Annotated in this window: 20 protein-coding genes; 9 read left to right on the top strand and 11 right to left on the bottom strand. The window is 64.7% G+C overall.

Features of this window, described 5'->3' with window-relative positions:
- Positions 1-28 precede the first annotated feature (28 nt).
- The 7 genes from F6X59_RS03980 to F6X59_RS03950 all read right to left on the bottom strand — a co-directional run bounded on the left by F6X59_RS03980 (position 29) and on the right by F6X59_RS03950 (position 9,009).
- Positions 29-1,126, bottom strand: a complete 1,098-nt coding sequence (locus F6X59_RS03980) for a DUF1513 domain-containing protein (RefSeq protein ID WP_152954900.1) — start codon at positions 1,124-1,126, stop codon at positions 29-31.
- Positions 1,127-1,128: 2 nt separating this feature from the next.
- Positions 1,129-2,193, bottom strand: a complete 1,065-nt coding sequence (locus F6X59_RS03975; protein WP_152954726.1) for an imelysin family protein — start codon at positions 2,191-2,193, stop codon at positions 1,129-1,131.
- Positions 2,194-2,212: 19 nt separating this feature from the next.
- Complete coding sequence (locus F6X59_RS03970) at positions 2,213-3,640, bottom strand: di-heme oxidoredictase family protein (RefSeq protein ID WP_152954723.1); 1,428 nt, start codon at positions 3,638-3,640, stop codon at positions 2,213-2,215.
- Positions 3,641-3,835: 195 nt separating this feature from the next.
- Positions 3,836-5,173 (bottom strand): imelysin family protein, encoded by a 1,338-nt coding sequence (locus F6X59_RS03965; RefSeq protein WP_152954721.1) that lies wholly within the window; start codon positions 5,171-5,173, stop codon positions 3,836-3,838.
- A gap of 159 nt (positions 5,174-5,332) precedes the next feature.
- On the bottom strand, positions 5,333-7,384 hold the full coding sequence (locus F6X59_RS03960; RefSeq protein WP_152954718.1) for a bifunctional diguanylate cyclase/phosphodiesterase: 2,052 nt from the start codon (positions 7,382-7,384) through the stop codon (positions 5,333-5,335).
- Between the two features lie 237 nt (positions 7,385-7,621).
- A complete protein-coding gene (locus tag F6X59_RS03955) occupies positions 7,622-8,218 on the bottom strand; it encodes a superoxide dismutase (protein ID WP_152954717.1) in 597 nt (198 codons plus the stop codon).
- A gap of 191 nt (positions 8,219-8,409) precedes the next feature.
- Entirely contained in the window at positions 8,410-9,009 is a 600-nt protein-coding gene (locus F6X59_RS03950; protein WP_152954715.1) for a LysE/ArgO family amino acid transporter, read from the bottom strand.
- Positions 9,010-9,099: 90 nt separating this feature from the next.
- Between F6X59_RS03950 and F6X59_RS03945 the strand changes: the two genes are divergently transcribed.
- From F6X59_RS03945 to F6X59_RS03935, 3 genes are all read left to right on the top strand, one after another.
- Positions 9,100-9,990 carry a LysR family transcriptional regulator ArgP gene (locus F6X59_RS03945; RefSeq protein ID WP_152954712.1) on the top strand — a complete coding sequence of 297 codons (891 nt, stop codon included), beginning with the start codon at positions 9,100-9,102 and terminating at the stop codon, positions 9,988-9,990.
- A 45-nt stretch (positions 9,991-10,035) separates the two neighbouring features.
- Complete coding sequence (locus tag F6X59_RS03940) at positions 10,036-11,031, top strand: NAD(P)-dependent oxidoreductase (RefSeq protein WP_152954710.1); 996 nt, start codon at positions 10,036-10,038, stop codon at positions 11,029-11,031.
- 87 nt (positions 11,032-11,118) lie between these two features.
- Positions 11,119-11,940: an ATPase gene (locus tag F6X59_RS03935; RefSeq protein WP_152954708.1), complete on the top strand. Its 822-nt coding sequence runs from the start codon at positions 11,119-11,121 to the stop codon at positions 11,938-11,940.
- Positions 11,941-11,977: 37 nt separating this feature from the next.
- Here F6X59_RS03935 and F6X59_RS03930 read toward each other — a convergent pair whose 3' ends face one another.
- Both F6X59_RS03930 and F6X59_RS03925 read right to left on the bottom strand, forming a co-directional pair.
- Complete coding sequence (locus F6X59_RS03930; protein ID WP_152954706.1) at positions 11,978-13,027, bottom strand: alkene reductase; 1,050 nt, start codon at positions 13,025-13,027, stop codon at positions 11,978-11,980.
- Positions 13,028-13,044: 17 nt separating this feature from the next.
- Positions 13,045-13,347, bottom strand: coding sequence for a helix-turn-helix transcriptional regulator (locus F6X59_RS03925; protein ID WP_054885082.1), 303 nt, complete (start codon positions 13,345-13,347; stop codon positions 13,045-13,047).
- A gap of 152 nt (positions 13,348-13,499) precedes the next feature.
- On the opposite strand from F6X59_RS03925, the gene F6X59_RS03920 reads away from it, so the two are divergent.
- A complete protein-coding gene (locus tag F6X59_RS03920) occupies positions 13,500-14,084 on the top strand; it encodes an ACP phosphodiesterase (protein WP_152954704.1) in 585 nt (194 codons plus the stop codon).
- Positions 14,085-14,154: 70 nt separating this feature from the next.
- Here F6X59_RS03920 and F6X59_RS03915 read toward each other — a convergent pair whose 3' ends face one another.
- Both F6X59_RS03915 and olsB read right to left on the bottom strand, forming a co-directional pair.
- Positions 14,155-14,943: a lysophospholipid acyltransferase family protein gene (locus F6X59_RS03915; protein WP_152954702.1), complete on the bottom strand. Its 789-nt coding sequence runs from the start codon at positions 14,941-14,943 to the stop codon at positions 14,155-14,157.
- Positions 14,943-15,698 (bottom strand): L-ornithine N(alpha)-acyltransferase, encoded by a 756-nt coding sequence (gene olsB, locus F6X59_RS03910; RefSeq protein WP_152954700.1) that lies wholly within the window; start codon positions 15,696-15,698, stop codon positions 14,943-14,945. Before olsB ends, F6X59_RS03915 begins: the two co-directional genes overlap by 1 nt.
- A 147-nt stretch (positions 15,699-15,845) precedes the next feature.
- On the opposite strand from olsB, the gene F6X59_RS03905 reads away from it, so the two are divergent.
- From F6X59_RS03905 to F6X59_RS03885, 5 genes are all read left to right on the top strand, one after another.
- Positions 15,846-16,733 (top strand): acyl-CoA dehydrogenase, encoded by an 888-nt coding sequence (locus F6X59_RS03905; protein ID WP_152954699.1) that lies wholly within the window; start codon positions 15,846-15,848, stop codon positions 16,731-16,733.
- 67 nt (positions 16,734-16,800) lie between these two features.
- Positions 16,801-17,883, top strand: coding sequence for a serine hydrolase (locus F6X59_RS03900; protein ID WP_152954697.1), 1,083 nt, complete (start codon positions 16,801-16,803; stop codon positions 17,881-17,883).
- Positions 17,880-18,176, top strand: a complete 297-nt coding sequence (locus F6X59_RS03895) for an amidase (RefSeq protein ID WP_152954695.1) — start codon at positions 17,880-17,882, stop codon at positions 18,174-18,176. The genes F6X59_RS03900 and F6X59_RS03895 overlap by 4 nt, the downstream gene beginning before the upstream one ends.
- A gap of 44 nt (positions 18,177-18,220) precedes the next feature.
- Positions 18,221-18,802 (top strand): YceI family protein, encoded by a 582-nt coding sequence (locus tag F6X59_RS03890; RefSeq protein WP_152954693.1) that lies wholly within the window; start codon positions 18,221-18,223, stop codon positions 18,800-18,802.
- A 1-nt stretch (position 18,803) separates the two neighbouring features.
- Entirely contained in the window at positions 18,804-19,961 is a 1,158-nt protein-coding gene (locus tag F6X59_RS03885; protein ID WP_152954691.1) for a phosphatidylserine/phosphatidylglycerophosphate/cardiolipin synthase family protein, read from the top strand.
- Positions 19,962-20,000: the final 39 nt, after the last annotated feature.

The following is a 20,000-nucleotide window of genomic DNA, read 5'->3' as shown; positions in this document are numbered from 1 at the left end:
CTTCGCGGGTAAACCCGCGAATGGGCCTTCAGACCAGGTGCAGATGGTTGTCCCAGAACCCGGACGGCAGGTCCATCGGTTGCCCGATCAGTTCGGCCTTGCGGCAATCGTAGAAGCGGCAACGCCCCTGGCCCGAGGTGACGACAAAACCATCCTTGACCGCCCCGACCCCGGCGCAATCGGGCATCGGTGCATCGAGCTTCACCGCGCCGCTGTCCAGGTCCCAGACGAACAGGCGGTTGGCCCGCGGCGCAGTCAGCGCCACCAGGCGCAGGTCGCTGTGGATGGCAACGCTGGCGGTGTACTGGGCCATCGATTGCAGCTGGCGCTCCGGCACCGGGAAGGCCTTGAACGGCTCGCCCGGGCGCTTGATCGCCAGCAGCTCGGCGGTTTCCTCAGCAGCACCCATGAACTGCTGGCAGGCAGCGATGGTGCCATCGTCGCCTACCGCCAGGTGGCGCACACTGTTCATCTGCTGGGCCAGGGTCTCCTTGCTCAGCAGGGTGCCGTCGCGCTGCATCAGCACCAGGCTCGGCTCCATGGCATCGAGGTTCATCTCGACCCGGCTCTCGGCCTCGGTGCGGATGCCACCGTTGGCCACGACCAGGGTTTCGCCGTCCGGCAGCCAGGCCACTTCATGGGGGCCGATGCCGTGAGTCGGGATCTCGCCGGTATGCACCAGGCGTTCACCCTCGAAGCGGTACACGCCGAGCACGCCACGGCCTGGGTCGGTGGTGTCGTTCTCGGTGGCATACAGCCATTCGCCACCCTGGTGGATCACCGCATGGCCATAGAAGTGCCGGTTCGGTTGCGAGGTGACGGTCTGCAGCAGGCGCCCGTCGCGCAGGTCGACCAGGTAGCTTTCGGTACCGGGGCGGCGGGCGACGAACAGGGCGATCGGCAGCTCGGGGTGGTTGATGATGGCATGGCAACGCTGGGCGACCTGGGTGCTGAACACCTGGGTGCCATCCAGGCGGAACCCGACCGCATAGTGCTTGCCGTCGCCATCGTCACGCGCCGACAGCAGCAAGGGTTCGCTGCCTTTGTTGCGAAATAGGCTCCAGCCGCCCAGGGTCAGGGCGCTGAGCAATACGCTACCGAGTTTGAGAGCCTGGCGTCGCAGCATCATCAGTCACCGTCGTTGGCATTGAAGCCCAGCTGGATGTTCAGCGCCTTGGCCAGGTCGCCTTCGTGCAGGCGGTGGACGGCGTTGAGGGCATCGTAGAACTGGTTGAGGGTCTGCTGCCCGGCGTCGTCGGCGAGCAGCTCGCCGAGGGTCTTCTGGTTGTCGGCCAGCAGCTTGAGCGCCGTAGCGTAGGCGTCGTCGATCTTCTGCGCCAGGGCTTTCTGATCGCTGGGCAGCAGGCTGCGCAGGCCCTGGTTGTCGACCCCGACCCACACCGCCTGGGAGGCCTTGAGGGTGGCTTCCAGGCTCTTCAGCGAGGAATGGCTGCGCCAGGCTTCGGCCTGCAGTGGCTGCGGGATGCCCTTGCTCTGGCGACCCATCGGCGCACCCAGCTTCTTCTTCAGGGTGTCCAGGGCGGTGACCTGGGAACGCAGCAGGTCGGCGATCGCCTCGTGGGAATCGGCGTAGCGCTGGTTGGGGAACTTGGTCATCTGCGACAGCATGCCGTCGGTGCTGTTCCAGGTCTTGAGGATGTCCTCGGCCAGGACCTTCTGGTGATCGGCGATGGCGACCAGCAGCGGGCAGTAGCGGGTTTTCTGCTCGGCAGTGGCGATGTCCGGCTTGCTGTCGAAGAGGATGTACTCGTAAGCCGACAGGCCGCGTACCACGACGCTGGCCTTGCCCAGGGCGGCGGCATCGACCGGCTTGTCGCCGTTGACCAGCTGCTCGACCTGGCGGCCGACCAGGTTCTTCTTGTCAGGCCAGAACTGTACCTGCCAGGCGCGGTTGCCTTCGGCCAGCGGGCCTACCAGCAACGGTTGCAGTTCGGCCCAGGCTTTTTGCGCATTGAGGAAGTCGGCGCGCGCGGTGTCCAGGCTTTCCTTGCCTTCACAGTAGGCCAGGGCGCTGGCAGCCAGCTGGCGGTCGGCTTCGACCCAGCGGCTGTAGGTCGGCAGGATCACCTGCTTGGCGATGGCGGCGGAAGTCACCGCCTGTGGGTCCTGCGGCGAGCAGGCACCCAGGGCGAGTGCGGCGAGGCTGGTGAACAACAGTTTGGGTCGGAACATGCCCGGCTCCTTGCGCGTTTTAAAGTGAGTTCAGGAAGGCCAGCAACGCAGCGCGCTGCTCGGCATTGAAGGTCAATACATGGTCGCGCGCCGACTGCGCTTCGCCGCCGTGCCAGAGCACGGCTTCGAGCAGGTTGCGGGCACGGCCGTCGTGCAGGTACTGGGTGTGGCCGCTGACCGTTTCGGTCAGGCCTATGCCCCACAACGGTGGGGTCCGCCAATCCTGGCCGTTGGCTGCGAATTCGGTGCGCTCGTCGGCCAGGCCCGGGCCCATGTCGTGCAGCAGCAGGTCGCTGTAGGGGCGGATCAGCTGGTTGGCCAGCTCCGCTTCGGCGGTGTTGGCGGCAGTGGTGAACTGCGGGATGTGGCAGGCCTGGCAACCGGCCTCGAAGAACAGGTTCTTGCCGGCCAGCACTTGCGGCGCGCCGACGTCACGACGGGCAGGCACACCGAGGTTGCGGGTGTAGAAGGTGACCAGGCGCAGGATGTTGTCGCTGACTTCCTTCTCGTCGCCTTCGCCATCGCCATTGGGCGCGGCCAGGCAGTCGACCTGGGCCGGGGTGCAGTCGTCCTTGGGTTGCAAGGTGCTGGTCAGGCCCATGTCACCGTTGAAGGCGTGCACGTTCTGCTGGTTGACGTTGGGTTGCCCGGCCTTCCAGCCGAAGCGGCCGATCACGGTCTTGCCCTGGGCGTCGTCCCAGACCCGGTTGGCGCGGCCGCGGATACCGTCGTGGTTGCGGTCGTCGGGGTCTTCGTTGGCCAGGATGTCGGCTTCGGGGATGGCTTCGAGCAGGCCCAGGCCGATCATCGGCGGGGCGACACGGGCCGAGAAGCGTGTGTCGGGGTGCATCGGGCCGTAGCCAAGCTGGGTGATCTGCAGGGTCGGGCGGCGTAGCTCGACCGGGTGGCCGTCCTTGAAGGTGACGGTCTGGGTGGTGTAGTTAACCCGCACCTTGCCCTCCGGCGCCACGCCGGGGATGGCCATGTCCTGCAGCTGGGTGCCGTAGACGGGCTCGGGGACCACGCCCAGGCGCTCGATCACCTTGGCCAGGTAAGGCTGATCGGGGATCGACAGGCGCACCAGCATGCCCACGGCATTGCTGTCGTCGGGCTCCGGCGGGTGCCCGCGGCCATCGCGCACGTGGCAGTTCTGGCAGGCCGTGGTGTTGAACAACGGGCCCAGGCCATCACGCGCGGTGGTGGTGGAAGGGGCGATCACCCAAGGGCTGCGGAAAAAACTGTTGCCCACGGCGAAGTCCAGGCGCCGCTCGGCCGAGAGGTTGGCCGACGGCAGGGAAAAAGCCTTGCGGTCGTCGCGTTGGACCGTGGCCTGGCCGCCAGACAGCGCTTCGCCGGGCTCGGCCTGGGTGAAACGCGGGGCGTCATCACAGGCGGCAAGGGCGAGGGCCAGCAGCAGAGGGGGGAATCGGGACAGCGACGAGGACATGCAAAATCCTGGGCGTGGACGAAAAACCGGCGTGCAAGCTTAGCAGGCCAGCGTTGTTTGAATAAGAGCAATTTGCAATTACCCGGGTGAAAAGGATGTGAAATCTCAGCATTTTCATGGACTTCACCGGCCCTTTCGCGGGGCACAGAAAAAAGGCGACCCGAAGGTCGCCTCTTTGTGAACCAGGACAGCCGATCAGAATTCGTGGTCGGCGGTGTCCGGGTTCAGGTTGGCAATCCCCAGCTTGCCTGCAGCCTGCTCGATCGAGCCGGTCTGCTTGACCAGCGAGGCGATGGCATCGCGCACGATCTGGTTGCCGGCAGCGTTGTCGGCGGCGATCAACTGGTCGTAGTGCTCGCCCTTGAGGGCGTGGTCGACCATCACCTGGATCTTCGCTTCGGTGGCTTCGAGGTCAGCCTTGAGGGTGGCGTCGGCAGCCGGGTCGGCCTTGGCCACCAGCGACGACAGGCTCGGGCCGGTCAGCTTGGTGCCGTCGACACGGGTGTACTCGCCCAGGTAGACGTTGCGGATGCCCTTGGCGTCGTAGAAGTGCGAGTAGTGGGTGTTGTCGCTGAAGCAATCCTGCTCGTCTTCCGGCGAGTTGGCTTCCAGCGAGACCTTCATGCGCTCACCGGCCAGTTCGCCCAGCGACAGGCTGCCCATGCCGAACAGCATCTTGCGCAGGCCATCGGCCACCGGCTCGGCTTCCAGCGTGGCGCGGTAGTTGTCGGCGACGTTCGGTGCCCAGTTGCCGACCATCTCTTCGAGGTCCTTGACCAGCAGCTCGGTGACCGCCTTCAGGTAGGCGCGGCGACGGTCGTTGTGGCCGCCGGTGGCACCCGTGCCTTCCAGGTAGTCGGAAGCCGGGCGGTTGCCGGCGCCTGGGCCGGTACCGTTGAGGTCCTGGCCCCAGAGCAGGAATTCGATGGCGTGGTAGCCGGTGGCGACGTTGGCTTCGGAACCTGCCAGTTCGTTCAGGCTGGCCAGCTTCTCAGGGGTGATGTCCTTGACGTCGACCTTCTCTTCGCCCACCTGGATCTCGGTGTTGGCGATGATGTTGGCGCTGGCTGCCGGGTTGCCCAGGGCGTGCTCGTAGCTCTTGTCGACGTAGTCGATCAGGCCTTCGTCCAGCGGCCAGGCATTCACCTGGCCTTCCCAGTCGTCGATGATGGTGTTGCCGAAGCGGAACGCCTCGCTCTGCAGGTACGGAACGCGCGCGGCGACCCAGGCCTCTTTGGCGGCTTTCAGGGTTTCGTCGTTGGGCTTGGCGAGGAACGCGTCGACGGCGCTCTGCAAGTGCTTGGCGGTGCTCAGCGCGTCGCTGTACACGGCGTAGACGATTTCGGTGTAATGCTTGACCACGGCTTTGCCGGTCGCTTCGTCGACAGCCCCGGGCGCCGCAGCTGTGGTGCTGGCAGCAGCAGGTGCCTGAGCTTGCGGAGCGGCGGCCTTGTCATCCTTGCCTTCGCCGCAACCGGCGAGAGCGATGGCGATGGCCAGCAGACTGGCGGAGGCCAGAGGCATACGAATCATTATTGGTTTTCCTGCGTCGTGTGGTTGGACCAAGGGGTTAGGCCGTGCGCCGTGGCACGCGAAACGACAACATCATGCGAAAGATTTGCATTTGCTGTAAAGGGGGTGGCGCGCAATTCATGTAAATGCGCGTCACGGCCGGTAATCGGGGGGCAAGCGTTACAGCGCGGAGACCTGATTGCGCTGGGCTTGTTTGAGGAAGTTGGTCAGTTCGCGGGCCGACAACGGCTTGCTGTAGTGGTAGCCCTGACCCTCGTGGCAACCCTGGGCGATGATGTAGGTTTCCTGCTCGGCGGTTTCCACGCCTTCGGCGATCACCTGCATACCCAGGCTCTTGCCCAGCTGGATGATGGCGCGAACGATGGTGGCGTCGTCATCGTCGTCGAGCAGGTCCTGAACGAAGCTCTTGTCGATCTTGATCTTGTCCAGCGGCAGCGACTTCAGGTAGCTGAGCGACGAGTAACCGGTGCCGAAGTCGTCGATGGCGATCATCGCCCCGGAGCGGCGCAGGCTCAGCAGGTGCTGGGCGGCGGTGCTGATGTCTTCCATCAGGCCGGTTTCGGTCACCTCCAGTTCCAGGCTGCGCGGAGGCAGGCGGTAGGCCTGCAGCAGGTTGTTGACCACCCGCGGCAGCTCGCTGTGGTGCAGCTGCACGGTAGACAGGTTGACCGCCATGCGCAGTTCGCTGAAGCCCAGGTCATGCCATTCGCGCAATTGCCGGCAGGCCTGGTCGAGTACCCACTCGCCGATGCTGATGATGCTGCCGTTCTGTTCGGCCAGCGGGATGAACTGGTCGGGCGGGACCATGCCCAGTTCCGGGTGCTGCCAGCGCAGCAAGGCCTCGACGCCGACCACGCGGTGGTCGCGGTAGCTGATCTGCGGTTGATAGACCAGGTACAGCTGGTTGCGCGGCAGGGCTTCGCGCAGGTCCTTTTCCAGCTCGCGGCGGCGGCGCATCTCGCTGTCGACGCTGGCGATGTAGAACTGGTAGCGGTTGCGCGAGCGGGCCTTGGCCAGGGTCATGGTCTGTTCGGCCTTCTGCAGCAGCTTCTCGGTGCTGTCACCGTCCTCGGGGAACAGGGTGATGCCGATGGTGGCGCGCAGGCGGATCTGCTGGTGGTCGAGGCCGAATGGCAGTTCCAGGTCGTCGAGGATGCTCTGGGCCAGCTCTGCCGCTTCGTAAGGCTGCTCGATATTGGCCTGGACCAGGGCGAACTGGTCGCCACCCAGCCGCGCCAGGGCACCCAGGCGGCCACTGTGCGCGCGCAGGCGATCGGCCAGGGCCAGCAGCAGCTGGTCGCCGGTCTGGTAACTGAACTGTTCGTTGATGCCCTTGAAGTCGTCCAGGCCTACGCACAGTACGGCCACGCGATGTTGCAGGCGGCCGGCGTCGGCGAGAATCTTGTCGAGCTGCGCCTGCAGTTGCTGGCGGTTGGGCAGGCCGGTGAGGAAATCGTACTGGGCCATGCGCTGCAAACTGTTCTCGGCTTCGTGGCGCAGGTGGGTGTTGCGCTCGATCGAGGCCAGCAGCTGGTTGGCGGTGTTGACCCAGAGGCCCAGCTCGTTCTTCTCGTGGCCCTTGAGCAGCGGGATCTGGTGCTGGCTGGGGCGGTCAGGGTTGATCTGGGTCAGGTGCTCGATGATCTTCGACAGCGGCTTGGTCAACAGCCAGTGGTACACCAGATAGAGCACCAGGCCCATGGCCAGGGCGCGCAGCACGCCGGATATGAAGATGATCACTGCATTGATCAGGAAATCTTCGCCGTAGGACGACGTATCGAGGGTGATGCTCAGGTCGCCGTAGTATTCGCTGTATGGGCCACGGCCGACCAGTTGGGTGGTGTAGGTGCGCTCCTGGCCGAGGATCAGGTCGGTCAGCCAGCGCATCGACATGTCCTGCAGCGGGCGGGACTTTTCCGCGAGCATGGTTTCGTTGGGGTGGCCGATCGAGGCCATGCGCACTGACTCATCCTGGAACAGGCCTTCCATCACCTGCATGCCCATTTCCCGGTCGAGGCTGTACACCGCCTGGGTGGAAGGGTCGCGGAACATGTCGAGAATGCGTTGGGCGTCGTTGTTGACGGCCTGGCGGGTCTTGTAGGTGTCGTAGACGATCTGCGCGCAACTGAGGACGACGCCGACCGCCAGCGCCGAAAGGAGCACGACCCTGAGCAACTTGACCGATAAGCTGTTCCGCAATTCCAGCTTCAATGGGGTTTCCTTAATCCATGCGCATGACATCATTTTGCCATTAACGTTGGCAATACACTATCGGCCGACCTTGGGTAGTGTATCGGTTGCCCGACCCTGCAACTTGAGTGCGTGGTATCAAACTTCCAGACGGTTGATGTTAGCGTGCTATACGCGCTGAGCAAGACCCTGCGGGAAAACTGTCAGGCATGAAAAAGCCCGGCACTGGGCCGGGCTTTTCGTTCAGGGCTGAATGAATCAGGCCTTGAAGGTTTTGCCTTCGAACTGCTCGGCAACGAATTTCCAGTTGACCAGGTTCCAGAACGCCTCGACGTACTTCGGACGCAGGTTGCGGTAGTCGATGTAGTAGGCGTGTTCCCAGACGTCGCAGGTCAGCAGCGGGGTGTCGCCGCTGGTCAGCGGGCAGCCGGCGCCGATGGTGCTGGCCAGGGCCAGGGAACCGTCAGCTTTCTTCACCAGCCAGCCCCAGCCGGAACCGAAGGTGCCGATCGAAGTCTTGGAGAACTCTTCCTTGAACTTGTCGAAGGAACCGAAAGCGGCGTTGATGGCGTCAGCCAGGGCGCCAGTCGGCTGGCCACCGGCGTTAGGTGCCAGGCAGTTCCAGTAGAAGGTGTGGTTCCAGACTTGAGCGGCGTTGTTGAAGATACCGCCCGAAGAGGTCTTGACGATCTCTTCCAGGGTCTTGCCTTCGAATTCGGTGCCTGGGACCAGGTTGTTCAGGTTCACGACATAGGTGTTGTGGTGCTTGTCGTGGTGATACTCCAGGGTTTCCTTGGAGATGTGCGGCTGCAGGGCATCGTGGGCGTATGGCAGCGGCGGCAATTCAAAAGCCATGGTGGATCTCCTGATTCAGGTCTGTGTGCGGTTTGCGCAAGGCCGATCACGGGCGGCCCGATGTACGTCGGCGAGTTTGTACTCTTTGCGACGCAAGGGCTGGATCATAGCACCGGGCCCGGCGCATAACCACGCAACAAAGATAGGGAATAGAGGTTCCAGAGCGGTTGGTGGCTGCCGACCGGCGGCCCTCAGTTGAAGATCAGCTGCGCGGCCACGGCGAACATCATCACCGCCACCATCAGGTCGAGCATCCGCCAGGTGGCTGGGCGCGCCAGCCATGGCGCGAGCCAGGCGGCGCCGATCGCCAGGGTCGAGAACCACACCAGCGAGGCGCTGGCGGCGCCCGCCACATAAGCGCCAGGCACGGTCTGCTGGGCACCGAGCGAACCGATCAACAGCACGGTGTCGAGGTACACGTGGGGGTTGAGCAGGGTGACCGCCAATGCACTCAGCAGTACCGCCCGGCGCGAGCGCATGCCCTGGCCTTCCTGGTGTTGCAGGCTCTGCTTGGAACAGGCGCTGCGCAATGCCTTGGCGCCGTACCAGATGAGAAACACCGCACCGCCCCAGCGGGCGATCGCCAGCAACGTCGGGTTATGCGCCAGCACCGTGGCCAGGCCGAACACCCCGGCTGCCACCAGGATCGCATCACAGACGATGCACAGCGCAGCCACCGGCAAATGGTGCTCGCGGCGCAGGCTCTGGGCGAGGACGAAGGCGTTTTGTGCACCGATGGCCATGATCAGGCCGAAGGCCACCAGCATGCCGTTGAGATAGCTTTGCCACATGGCAGTTACTCCAAAGAAGATGCTGGATAGTGTGGCGAGTGACGCTGTATAAGAAAAACAAATAACGCTGATCCGTCATTAGGAAAATTGATGTTCGACTACAAGCTGCTGGCTGCCCTCGCGGCAGTGATCGAGCAAGGCGGTTTCGAACGTGCCGCGCAGGTGCTTGGGCTGTCACAGTCGGCCATTTCGCAGCGCATCAAGCTGCTCGAAGCGCGGGTCGGCCAGCCGGTGCTGGTGCGTGCCGCACCGCCGAGCCCGACCGAAGTCGGCCGGCAATTGCTCAACCATGTGCAGCAGGTACGGCTGCTTGAGCGCGACTTGCAACGCCAGGTGCCGGCGCTGGACGAGGAGGGTATGCCCGAGCGTCTGCGCATCGCCCTCAACGCCGACAGCCTGGCGACCTGGTGGGCCGGTGCGGTGGGGGCATTCTGCGCCGAGCATCAGTTGCTCACCGACCTGGTGGTGGAAGACCAGGAGGTCGGCCTCAAGCGCATGCGTGCCGGTGAAGTGGCGGCCTGCCTGTGTGGCAGCGAGCGGCCAGTGGCTGGCGCACGAAGCCTGCCGCTGGGGGCCATGCGCTATCGGGCGCTGGCCAGCCCAGGCTTCATGGCGCGGTATTTCCCGCAGGGTTTCGCGGCGCAGCGGCTGGCCCGCACGCCGGCCATCGTCTATGGGCCGGACGATTTCCTGCAGCACCGTTACCTGGCCTCGCTGGGGATTCAAGATGGCTTCCTGCACCACTTGTGCCCATCGTCCGAAGGCTTCCTGCGCATGACCGAGGCTGGCCTGGGCTGGGGCCTGGTGCCCGAGTTGCAGGCCCGTGAGCAGTTGGCCAATGGCCAGTTGGTGGAAATCTGCAGCGATACCCCCATCGATGTGCCTTTGTACTGGCATCATTGGCGCAACGGCGGGCACCTGCTCGCGCAACTGACCGAACACCTGCGGCACACGGCACAGCATTGGCTGGTGCCCTTGTAGCGGCGGCTGGCGTCTGTTGCATCTGAAATCAAGGCGGAGTCATACATGCAAATTCTGGTCACCGGCGCGAGCGGCTTCATTGGCGGGCGCTTTGCGCGCTTTGCCCTGGAGCAAGGCCTGGCTGTGCGGGTCAGCGGCCGGCGTGCCGAAGGCGTGGAGCACCTGGTCAAACGTGGCGCACAGTTCATCCCCGGCGACCTGGGTGACCCTGAGCTGGCCCGTCGCCTTTGCCAGGGGGTCGAGGCCGTGGTGCATTGCGCGGGCGCGGTGGGCACCTGGGGGCGCTACCAGGACTTCTACCAAGGCAACGTGGTGGTCACGGAAAACGTCGTCGAGGGCTGCCTCAAAGAGCATGTACGGCGCCTGGTACACCTGTCGTCGCCGTCGATCTATTTCAACGGGCGTTCGCGCCTGGGTATCCGTGAAGACCAGGTGCCGCGCCGTTTTCACGACCACTATGGGCACACCAAGCACATTGCCGAGCAGAAAGTCTTCGGTGCCCAGGAGTTCGGCCTGGAAGTGCTGGCGCTGCGCCCACGCTTCGTCACCGGGGCCGGTGATGCGAGCATCTTCCCGCGCTTGATGCAGATGCAGCGCAAAGGCCGTGTGGCGATCATCGGCAACGGCCTGAACAAGGTCGACTTCACCAGCGTGCACAACCTCAACGAGGCACTGCTCAGCGCGCTGTTCGCCGAAGACCGTGCCCTGGGCCAGGCCTACAACATCAGCAACGGCCAGCCGCTGCCGCTGTGGGACGTGGTCAACTACGTGATGCGCCAGATGCAGCTGCCGCAGGTTACCCGCTACCGCTCTTACGGCCTGGCCTACAGCCTCGCAGCCCTGAACGAAGCAGCCTGCATGCTCTGGCCCGGGCGCCCGCAGCCGACCTTGTCGCGTTTGGGCATGCAGGTCATGAGCCGTGATTTCACCCTGGACATCAGCCGTGCCCGCCAATACCTGGATTACCAGCCCAAGGTCAGCCTGTGGACCGCGCTGGATGAATTCTGTGCCTGGTGGAAGCATCAACCGCTGGGGCAGTGAACCCGGTGCGCAGATGATGGTCATCAGTGCGCCGCACGAGCGGTTTATACTCATGTCTCTTTGCTACCACCGCGGTTGAAGCCACCTATGCGTAACGATGCCAACGACGATTTCAATGATGTGCCCACCTTGCGTGCGGGTACCCCCGATGACGACGAGTTGCTCCCCGCGCACGTCTCGCGCAGCCGCCAGAAGGCCGCCAAACCGGCCAGCAACGGGCCGCTGTGGGCATTGCTGGGGGCATCGTTCATCGCCTTGGCAGGCCTGGGCTGGTGGAGCTTCCAGCAGATCTCGCTGATGGAGCAGCAACTGGTGGCCACCCAGGAAAGCTTTGCGCGGATCAGCGAAGAAGCCGCCGGGCGTTTGCAGGCAATCAGCGGCAAGGTCGAGGCCAGCGAGACCACGAGTACCACCGGCAGTGAAGCACTGAAGCTGCAGATCCGTCAGTTGCAGGCCAGCCTGGCCGAGCAGGGCAAGCAGCAGCAAGGGGTGGCAGGGCAGGCGGGTGACCTGGGCAAGCGCCTGGAGCAGGTGCTGGCTGATACCCGTGAGCAGCAGAAGGCGGTGACCGAGTTGCAGACCCAGCTGCAGGCCCAGTTGAAGGCTGTGAATGCTGAGCTGGCGGCGCTCAAGTCGGGACAGGTGGATGGTGGCAAGCTCGATGGCCAGCTGAAGAACCTGAACGATGAAGTGGCCGCATTGAAGAAGCAGGGCAACCAGAAGGCTGCGGTGGAAGGCCTGGAGCAGGATGTGCTGGTGCTCAAGACCCAGATGGAAAACCGCACGGCGTCGTCGAGCGGGGCGACGGTGCAGGAGTTCGATGCGTTCCGTGGGCAGACCACGCGCAACCTCAATACCCTGCAGAGCCAGATTCAGAACCTGCAGCAGCAGATCAATTCCCGGCCTTGAAAAGGCCGGGGCAGCAAAGCGGCCCCGGCGATCTCAATTACAGGCGCGGATAGTCGATGTAGCCCACCGGCCCTTTGCCGTAAAAGGTTTCCGGATGCGCCTCGTTCAGCGGTGCATCCGCCGCCAGCCGCGCCGGCAGGTCCGGGTTGGCGATGAACGGCACACCAAACGCCACCGCATCGGCCTTGCCCGCTGCCAGTGCAGCATTGGCGCTGGCCTTGTCGAAGCGTTCGTTGACGATATACGGGCCACCGAATGCCGCCTTGATCAGCGGGCCGATGCTGTCGTCGGCTTCCTTCTCCCGCGAGCAGATAAAGGCAATGCCGCGTTTACCCAGCTCACGCGCCACGTAGGTGAAGGTCTCGGCGCGGTCGGCATCGCCCATGTCGTGGGCATCGGCACGGGGTGCCAGGTGCACGCCGACGCGGCCTGCCCCCCACACATCGATGGCCGCATCGGTCACTTCCAGCAGCAGCCTTGCGCGGTTTTCCAGCGAGCCGCCGTAGCGATCGGTGCGCTGGTTGGTGCTGCTCTGCAGGAACTGGTCGAGCAGGTAGCCGTTGGCGCCGTGGATCTCCACGCCGTCGAAGCCGGCGGCCTTGGCGTTTTCGGCACCGCTGCGGTAGGCCTCGACGATGTCGGCAATCTCTTCGGTTTCCAGGGCGCGCGGGGTCGGGTAGTCGCTCAGCGGCCGCACCAGGCTGACGTGGCCTTTGGCCTGGATCGCGCTGGGCGCCACCGGCAGTTCGCCATCGAGGTAGCTGGGGTGAGAGATACGGCCAACGTGCCACAGCTGCAGGAAGATGCGCCCGCCAGCGCCGTGCACGGCCTGGGTGACGTTGTGCCAGCCACGCACCTGTTGGTCGTTCCAGATGCCGGGGGTGTCGGGGTAGCCGACGCCCATCGCGCTGACCGATGTCGCTTCGCTGAGAATCAGGCCGGCACTGGCGCGCTGCACGTAGTATTCGGCCATCAGCGCATTGGGCACGCGGCCTTCATCGGCGCGGCAGCGGGTCAGCGGGGCCATGATGATGCGGTTGGGCAGTTGCACGTCGCCCAGTTGGATCGGATCGAAAAGCGTGGTCATAGGGGTTACCTGCCTTGTCAAAGTGCTTGGCGCAGTTGTTCGAGGAACGCCTCGATGGTGGCTTCGTTGCGTTTGAAGAAGTGCCACTGGCCGACCTTCTGGCTGCTGATGAGACCGGCCCGCTGCAAGGTGGCCAGGTGGGCAGAGACGGTCGATTGCGACAGCCCGCAGCGCTGGTCGATCTGCCCGGCACAGACACCGTTCTCGGTGCTGTGGTACTGGTCTGGGAACTGCGTTGCCGGGTCTTTCAGCCAGCTGAGGATTTCTCGCCTGACCGGGTGGGCCAGCGCTTTTATGATTTCGTCGAGATCGAGTGGCATGGGTTGAGGCTCGTGCTGTAGCGGTATATCGCGATAGAACGAAACGTACATCGGTATTTGTCGATATACAAATATGAAGAAGTTCTGAGGTGAGCACGAATCGCTATATCGCGTTATAACGATATGGGCGATGGGGGTGCTAGACTGCGTCCATGAACTACCTCGCACACCTGCACCTGGGCGGCCCGGCGCCGCAACAACTGCTCGGCAGCCTGTATGGCGACTTCGTCAAAGGCTCGCTGGAGGGGCGCTTTGCGCCTGCGTTGGAGGCGGCGATCCGGCTGCATCGGCATATCGACAGCTACACCGACCAGCACCCGTTGGTGCTGGCTGCCCTGGCACGTTTCCCGCGGGAGCGGCGGCGCTTTGCCGGGATTGTCCTGGATGTGTTTTTCGACCATTGCCTGGCGCGGCACTGGGGGGATTACGCCGAGCAGCCACTGGGGCAGTTCACCACGGACTTTTACCAGGTACTGCTGGCCGAGCCCGAGCTGCCGGGGCGGCTGGCGCGGATTGCGCCGTTCATGGCGGCGGACGACTGGCTGGGGGCGTATGGCGATTTTGCCACGCTGGAGCAGGTCTTCGGCGGGATTGCCCGGCGTTTGTCGCGGCCGGAAGGGATGGCTGGGGTGATGGATGAGCTGGAGCGGTTGTATGAGCCGTTGCTTGCGGATTTTCGTGAGTTTTATCCACAGTTGCAGGCGTTTGCGGCGGCAGGAAGGCTAGCTGACAGCTGAATCTCTTATTGCCTTCACCGGCCTCTTCGCGGGTTTACCCGCGAAGAGGCCGGTTCAGGTAATGCATGAATCAAGCAGCACGCGCTTGACGCCGTGGAACCACCGCCACGTCCTCAACCCCGAACAACGCCATGTGAATCGCCTGCTGTGCCTGAAACGCCAGCGCCGCCCGTTCCTGCCCGGTACTGCTGAGCGGCTGCAACAGGTGAATGCACACCTCACCCCGAGGCTCGGCAAACAAGCGCATCAAGTGCGAAACCAGATCATCATCGCCAATGAATGGCGCAATGGGGTCCGCCTCGCCGTTACGCCGGTACTGAATGGCCACGGGCTGCACGGCCACACCTTGGTCGATGGCACCGGCCAGCAGGCGGCCGTGGAAGGTACGCAGCTGGCGCCCGTCGGTGGTGGTGCCTTCGGGGAAGATCAGCAGCGGCCGCGCCTGGCCCAGCTGGTCGCTGATCTGCTCGCGCAGGCGCTGGCCGTCCCCACCACCGCGGCGAATGAACAGCGTGCCGGCCTTTTCCGCCAGCCAGCCGGCCACCGGCCAGTGACGCACTTCGGCCTTGGACAGGAACGACAGCGGCAGCAGCATGCCGAGCAGGGGAATGTCGGTCCAGGAAACGTGATTGCTGACCCACAACATCGGCCGTTGTGGCAGCTCGCCGATTACCTGCACCTCGAAGGGCAGTGCGGCGACCAGGCGTTTCATGAACCAGCAGGACCAGCGCTGGCGAAGTTCGATGGACGCCTTGATCCCCAGGCGTTCGCCCACGGTGACGACGCCGGCCATGAGCATGCCGAGCGCCAGCACCAGCAACAGCCGCGAAAGGCGGGCAAATACCCGCATGCCAGGCATCAGACTGCTGCCTTGAAGTGGCGAGCGTAGCGCGGGCAGAGGTCGTCACGCTTGAGCAGGATGAACACGTCGGCTACCTGGAAATCCTCGTCCCAGCACGGCTCGCCGCAGATCTTCGCCCCCAGGCGCATGTAGGCCTTGAGTAGCGGCGGCATTTCGGCGATGACGTTGTTCGGCAGTGCCAGGCTGGGCAGCGGGTTCTTCGGCTCGGCACGCAGGTGCTCGGTGCACAGGTAGCGCTCGCGCAGGCGCTGCATGACCGCGTGGGCCTGCACGCCGCCGTCCTGCATGGGGATGCTGGCACAGCCCATCAGGTAGCTGTAGCGGCCCTCGTTGAGCACTTCCGCCAGTTCGCCCCAAAGCACGGCGATGGTGCCGCCGTTGCGGTAGTCGGTGGCGACGCAGGTGCGGCCCAGTTCGAGGATCGGGCCCTGCAGTTGCAGCAGGCCGTGCAGGCTGAATTCCTCTTCGCTGTAGAAGCGCCCCAGGCTGCTGGCAGCCTGGTGGTCGAGCAGGCGGGTGGTGGCCACCAGCTCGCCGGTGCTCAGGTCGCGCACGCCGATGTGGCGGCAATGTACGTCGTAGTCATCCATGTCCAGGCCCAGTTCGGCGCCTTTGAGCTTGGCCTTGAACTCCGCGCTGAACACCTTGTAGCGCAGGGCCTGGGCTTCCTGCAGGGCCGTGGCGCCGACCAGGCGTTCGGCTTGCAGACGGCGTTCAGTGCTGTTGTCGCCAGAGTGAGCGATCCGAGTCATTACGAGTCTCCCTAAGCCAGCCATGAAGGGTTGCGGCCGGTCGGCTTTGTTGTGCAAAGTCAGCCTAGGTAGACGCGGTGTCACCCCTGTGAATCTTTGGTGATGCTTGCATGACACCCCCAAACAGCCCCCTTGAAGGAGCGTCCGATGGCCTGGTTGCAACGACTCAACGACCCCCTCCGCCAGCCCCTGGCCGGCACTTTGGGCGAGACCTATGCCGCGCAGTTCGAGCGCCTTGGCGCGGTTGCCCCATTCGAACTGGCGGTGCTGGGCGGGCGCGCCATGGCCACGCCGGGCCTGGCGTTCCTCATCGGTTACCAGGCCGCCCTGCGCGTGCTCTGGCCCAGTGCACCGGCCAGCCTTGGTGCGCTGTGCGCCACCGAGCGGCGCAGCGTGCGCCCGGCGGACATGCGTACCCGGCTGGTCGGTTTGCGCCTGAACGGCAACAAGGATTTCGTTACCGCCGGCCTGGATGCCGAGTGGCTGTTGGTGGCCGCACGCAGCGAAGCGCTGGGTGAAGCGCCACGGCTGAGCCTGGCGGTGGTTTACCCGGGGGAGGCTGGGGTCACGCTGGAAGCATTGCCGACCCTGCCGCTGATGCCCGAGGTCGGGCATGGCCGTTTGCACTTGCAAGACGCGGCCTGTGAGCTGCTGGCGGGCGATGGCTGGGACGCCTATGTCAAACCGTTCCGCTCGCTGGAGGACTTGTACGTGCTCGCGGCGTTGACGGCCTGGCTTTATGGGGTAGGGCAGGAGTGCGACTGGCCGCAGGAACTGCGCCTGCGCTTGCTGGGATTGCTGGCGGGATGCGCCGAGGGTAGCCGGCAGTGCGCCGACAGCGTTGGCTGCCATCTGTTGCTGGGTGGATTGTTTTCGCAGTTTCAGGAGCTGCGCGGGGCGATCGACAAGGCGCTGCTGGCCGGGCCGGAGCAGTGGGCGCAGCTGTGGCAGCGGGATCAGGGGGTGCTGGCATTGGCCACTGCAGCGCGGGAAAAGCGCCTGGCCAAGGCCTGGTTGGCAGCAGGGTTGTCATGAAAGCCTGAGAAACTGTGGGATCTTTCAGATCCTGGGGCTGCTATGCGCCCCATCGCCGGCACGCCCCATGATCAAGACCCTGTTGGCAATCCTTGGCCTGACCATCATGCCCGCCTGGGCCGAAGTCTGGCCCGAACCAGACTGGCCAATCGACAGTGCTGCCCTCGACTGGCAGGCCGTCGACGCCTACGCCTTCCCGGAGCGCAACGCCAGCGAGCGCAGCGGCATCCGCACCGACGCCTTGTTGATCATCCGTGACGGTCGCATCCTCCACGAACGTTACAGCGCCCCCACCACCGCCAACACCGCCCACCTGACCTGGTCGGTCAGCAAGAGCGTGCTGGCCACCGTGCTCGGTGTGGCCCAGGGTGAGGGCCGTTTTCAGCTGCAGGACCCGGCCGCACGCTTCTACCCGCCGATGCAGGCCCACCCTGATGTGCACCTGGCCGACCTGCTGCACTGGGCCAGTGGCCTGGACTGGCAGGAGGACTACGAGTACGCACCGCTGAAGTCTTCGGTGGTGGCCATGCTCTATACCCGCGGGCGCAGCGACATGGCAGCCTATACCGCAGCCCGCGCCAGCGCCGAAAAGCCTGGCCGGCGCTTTCTCTATTCCAGCGGCGACAGCAACGTGCTGGCTGGCGCATTGCGCGGCATGCTCGACGCTGGCACTTATCCCGACTACCCCTGGCAGGCGCTGTTCACCCCGCTGGGCATCGACAGCGCAGTCTGGGAGCGTGACGGCGCGGGCACCTTCGTCGGCTCGTCCTACCTCTACCTCAGTGCCCGCGACCTGGCACGCATCGGTTTGTTGATGCAGCGCGATGGCCGCTGGCAAGGGCGCCAGTTGTTGCCCGCAAGCTGGGTTGCCTTCAACCGCGCGCTGTTCACCCCGGCCGCCGCCATACCCGGTGAAGCCAACCCTGGCGGCCACTGGTGGCTCAACCTGCCATTGCCGGGAAGCCCGGCACCGTGGCCCGACGCCCCTGCTGATACCTATGCCGCGCTCGGCCACTGGGGGCAGGCGCTGTACATCCTGCCGTCGCAGAAACTGCTGATCGTGCGCTATGCCGATGACCGCGACGGCAGCTACCGCCACAACGAACTGCTCAAGCGGGTGCTGGCGGCGCTGGCCAAGGAGGGCGCATGAAGCGCGTGCTGTTGCTGGTGATCGTTGCCTTGCTCGGCTGGGCCTGGCTGGAGCGCCAGGCGCTGGCCGACTTCCCGGGCATCCTTTCGGCCTATTCGGCCAAGGAGTACTGCTCGTGCCGCTTCGTCATGGGCTTCGACGAGGCCTATTGCCGGGGCTATGTGAAGCAATGGCTGCCCCTCAGCCGGCTGGAGGAAGACGGCCCACAACGGCGGGTTACCGCTGAGGGCCTTGGCCAGCGCAACCAGGCAGCCTGGCACGGCGCACAGGCAGGCTGCCGCTTGCTGCCATGAGGGCGGGCGGGTAAGGTTGGCGGTCAAGTTTCACGAGACCTGCCATGTTCAAGCTGCCCCGTTTCCTGCCTGCCCTGCTGCTGGCTTTGTGCCTGCCCGCCCACGCCAACTGGCACCTCGATGGCGAGTCTTCACGCCTGTCATTCGTCACCGGCAAGAACGGCGATACTGCCGAGGTGCATCGCTTTCTGGTGTTGCATGGCAGCGTCAACCGCAAGGGCTCGGCCGCGCTGAGCATCGAGATGGACTCGGTGAGCAGCGGCATCCCGCTGCGTGACGAGCAGATGCGCGACAACCTGTTCGAGGTGGAGCGCTTCGCCGAGGCGAGCGTAAAGGCGCAAATCGACCTGCGGCCGATCAACGACCTGGCCGATGGCGCGCAGATCGAACTGCGCCTGCCGCTGACCGTCACCCTGCATGGCCAGTCGCACAGTTACAACGCGCTACTGCTGGCCACGCGCCTGGATGAGCGGCGCTTTCAGGTGGTGACCCTTGAACCATTGGTGTTGCGGGCTTCGGACTTCGGCCTGCTGCCAGGGCTGGAAGGCCTGCGCAAGTTCGCCAAACTGAAATCCATCAACCCGTCGGTACCGGTCAATGCGGTACTGATCTTCAACGCTCGCTGACATGCCGGGGCCGGTCTTCCCCTGGCGGGGTGGCAATGAATTCGAACTGTTGATCGACGGCCCCGAGTTCTTTCCGCGCATGCTCCAGGCGATCCTGCGCGCCGAGTTCCAGGTTGACCTTGAGCTGTACCTGGTCGAGGCCGGCGCTTGTGCCGAGGCGGTGGTGGAGGCGCTGGAGCAGGTGGCACGGCGTGGCGTGCGGGTGCGTTGCCTGTTCGATGACTATGGTTCGCTGGCCTTTACCGCAGCGTTGCGCCAGCGCCTGCTGGAGGCCGGGGTGTACTTGCGCTGGTACAACCGCCTGCGCTGGAAGCGTGGTTTTCGCAACCTGTACCGCGACCATCGCAAGCTGTTGCTGGTGGATGAGCGCTGGGCAGTGGTGGGCGGCACCGGCGTCACCGACGAGTTCTGGACGCCAGGCGAGGCGACCAGCGCCTGGCACGAAGTGATGGTGCAGGTGCAAGGGCCAGTGGTGAACGACTGGCAGTTGCTGTTCGACCGCCAGTGGCAAGCCAACAACCGCCGCACCGCCTGGCGCCCGGCCGAAGGCTTTGGCCTGCCGCGCTTGCCCAAGGTGCCGGCGCAAGGCCAGGGCATGGCCCGGGTGGCCTATGCCGACGCCCGTCAGCACCAGGACATCCTGCATTCGCTGGTACGGGCAATCAACAGTGGCAAACAGCGGGTGTGGCTGGCCACGCCTTACTTCCTGCCAACCTGGAGCGTGCGCCGGTCGTTGCGCCGCGCCGCCAGCAAAGGCCTCGACGTGCGGTTGCTGTTGACCGGGCCACGCACCGACCACCCATCGGTGCGTTATGCCGGGCACCGCTATTACCCCCGGTTGCTGCGTGCCGGGGTGCGCATCTACGAGTACCAGCCGTGCTTCCTGCACCTGAAGATGGTGCTGATCGACGACTGGGTCAGTATCGGTTCGTGCAACTTCGATCACTGGAACCTGCGCTTCAACCTGGAAGCCAACATCGAGGCGCTCGACCCGCCGTTGACAGCTGCCGTGCAGGCCAGCTTCGAGCGTGACTTTGCCTTGAGCGAGGTGGTTGACCTTCACCACTGGCATGCCCGGCCGCTGTGGCGTCGGGTGAAGCAGCGGATCTGGGGCTGGCTGGACCGGCTGGTGGTCAACTTGCTCGACCGGCGCGACTGAGAGCGGCTATCGTGCAGTGACTGTCTCTAGGCAATCGAA

Source organism: Pseudomonas sp. MN1F (assembly GCF_009391885.1).
Classification (GTDB): domain Bacteria; phylum Pseudomonadota; class Gammaproteobacteria; order Pseudomonadales; family Pseudomonadaceae; genus Aquipseudomonas.
The sequence above is the reverse complement of the archived record's forward strand: the minus strand, read 5'-3'. Positions and strand labels throughout refer to the sequence as shown.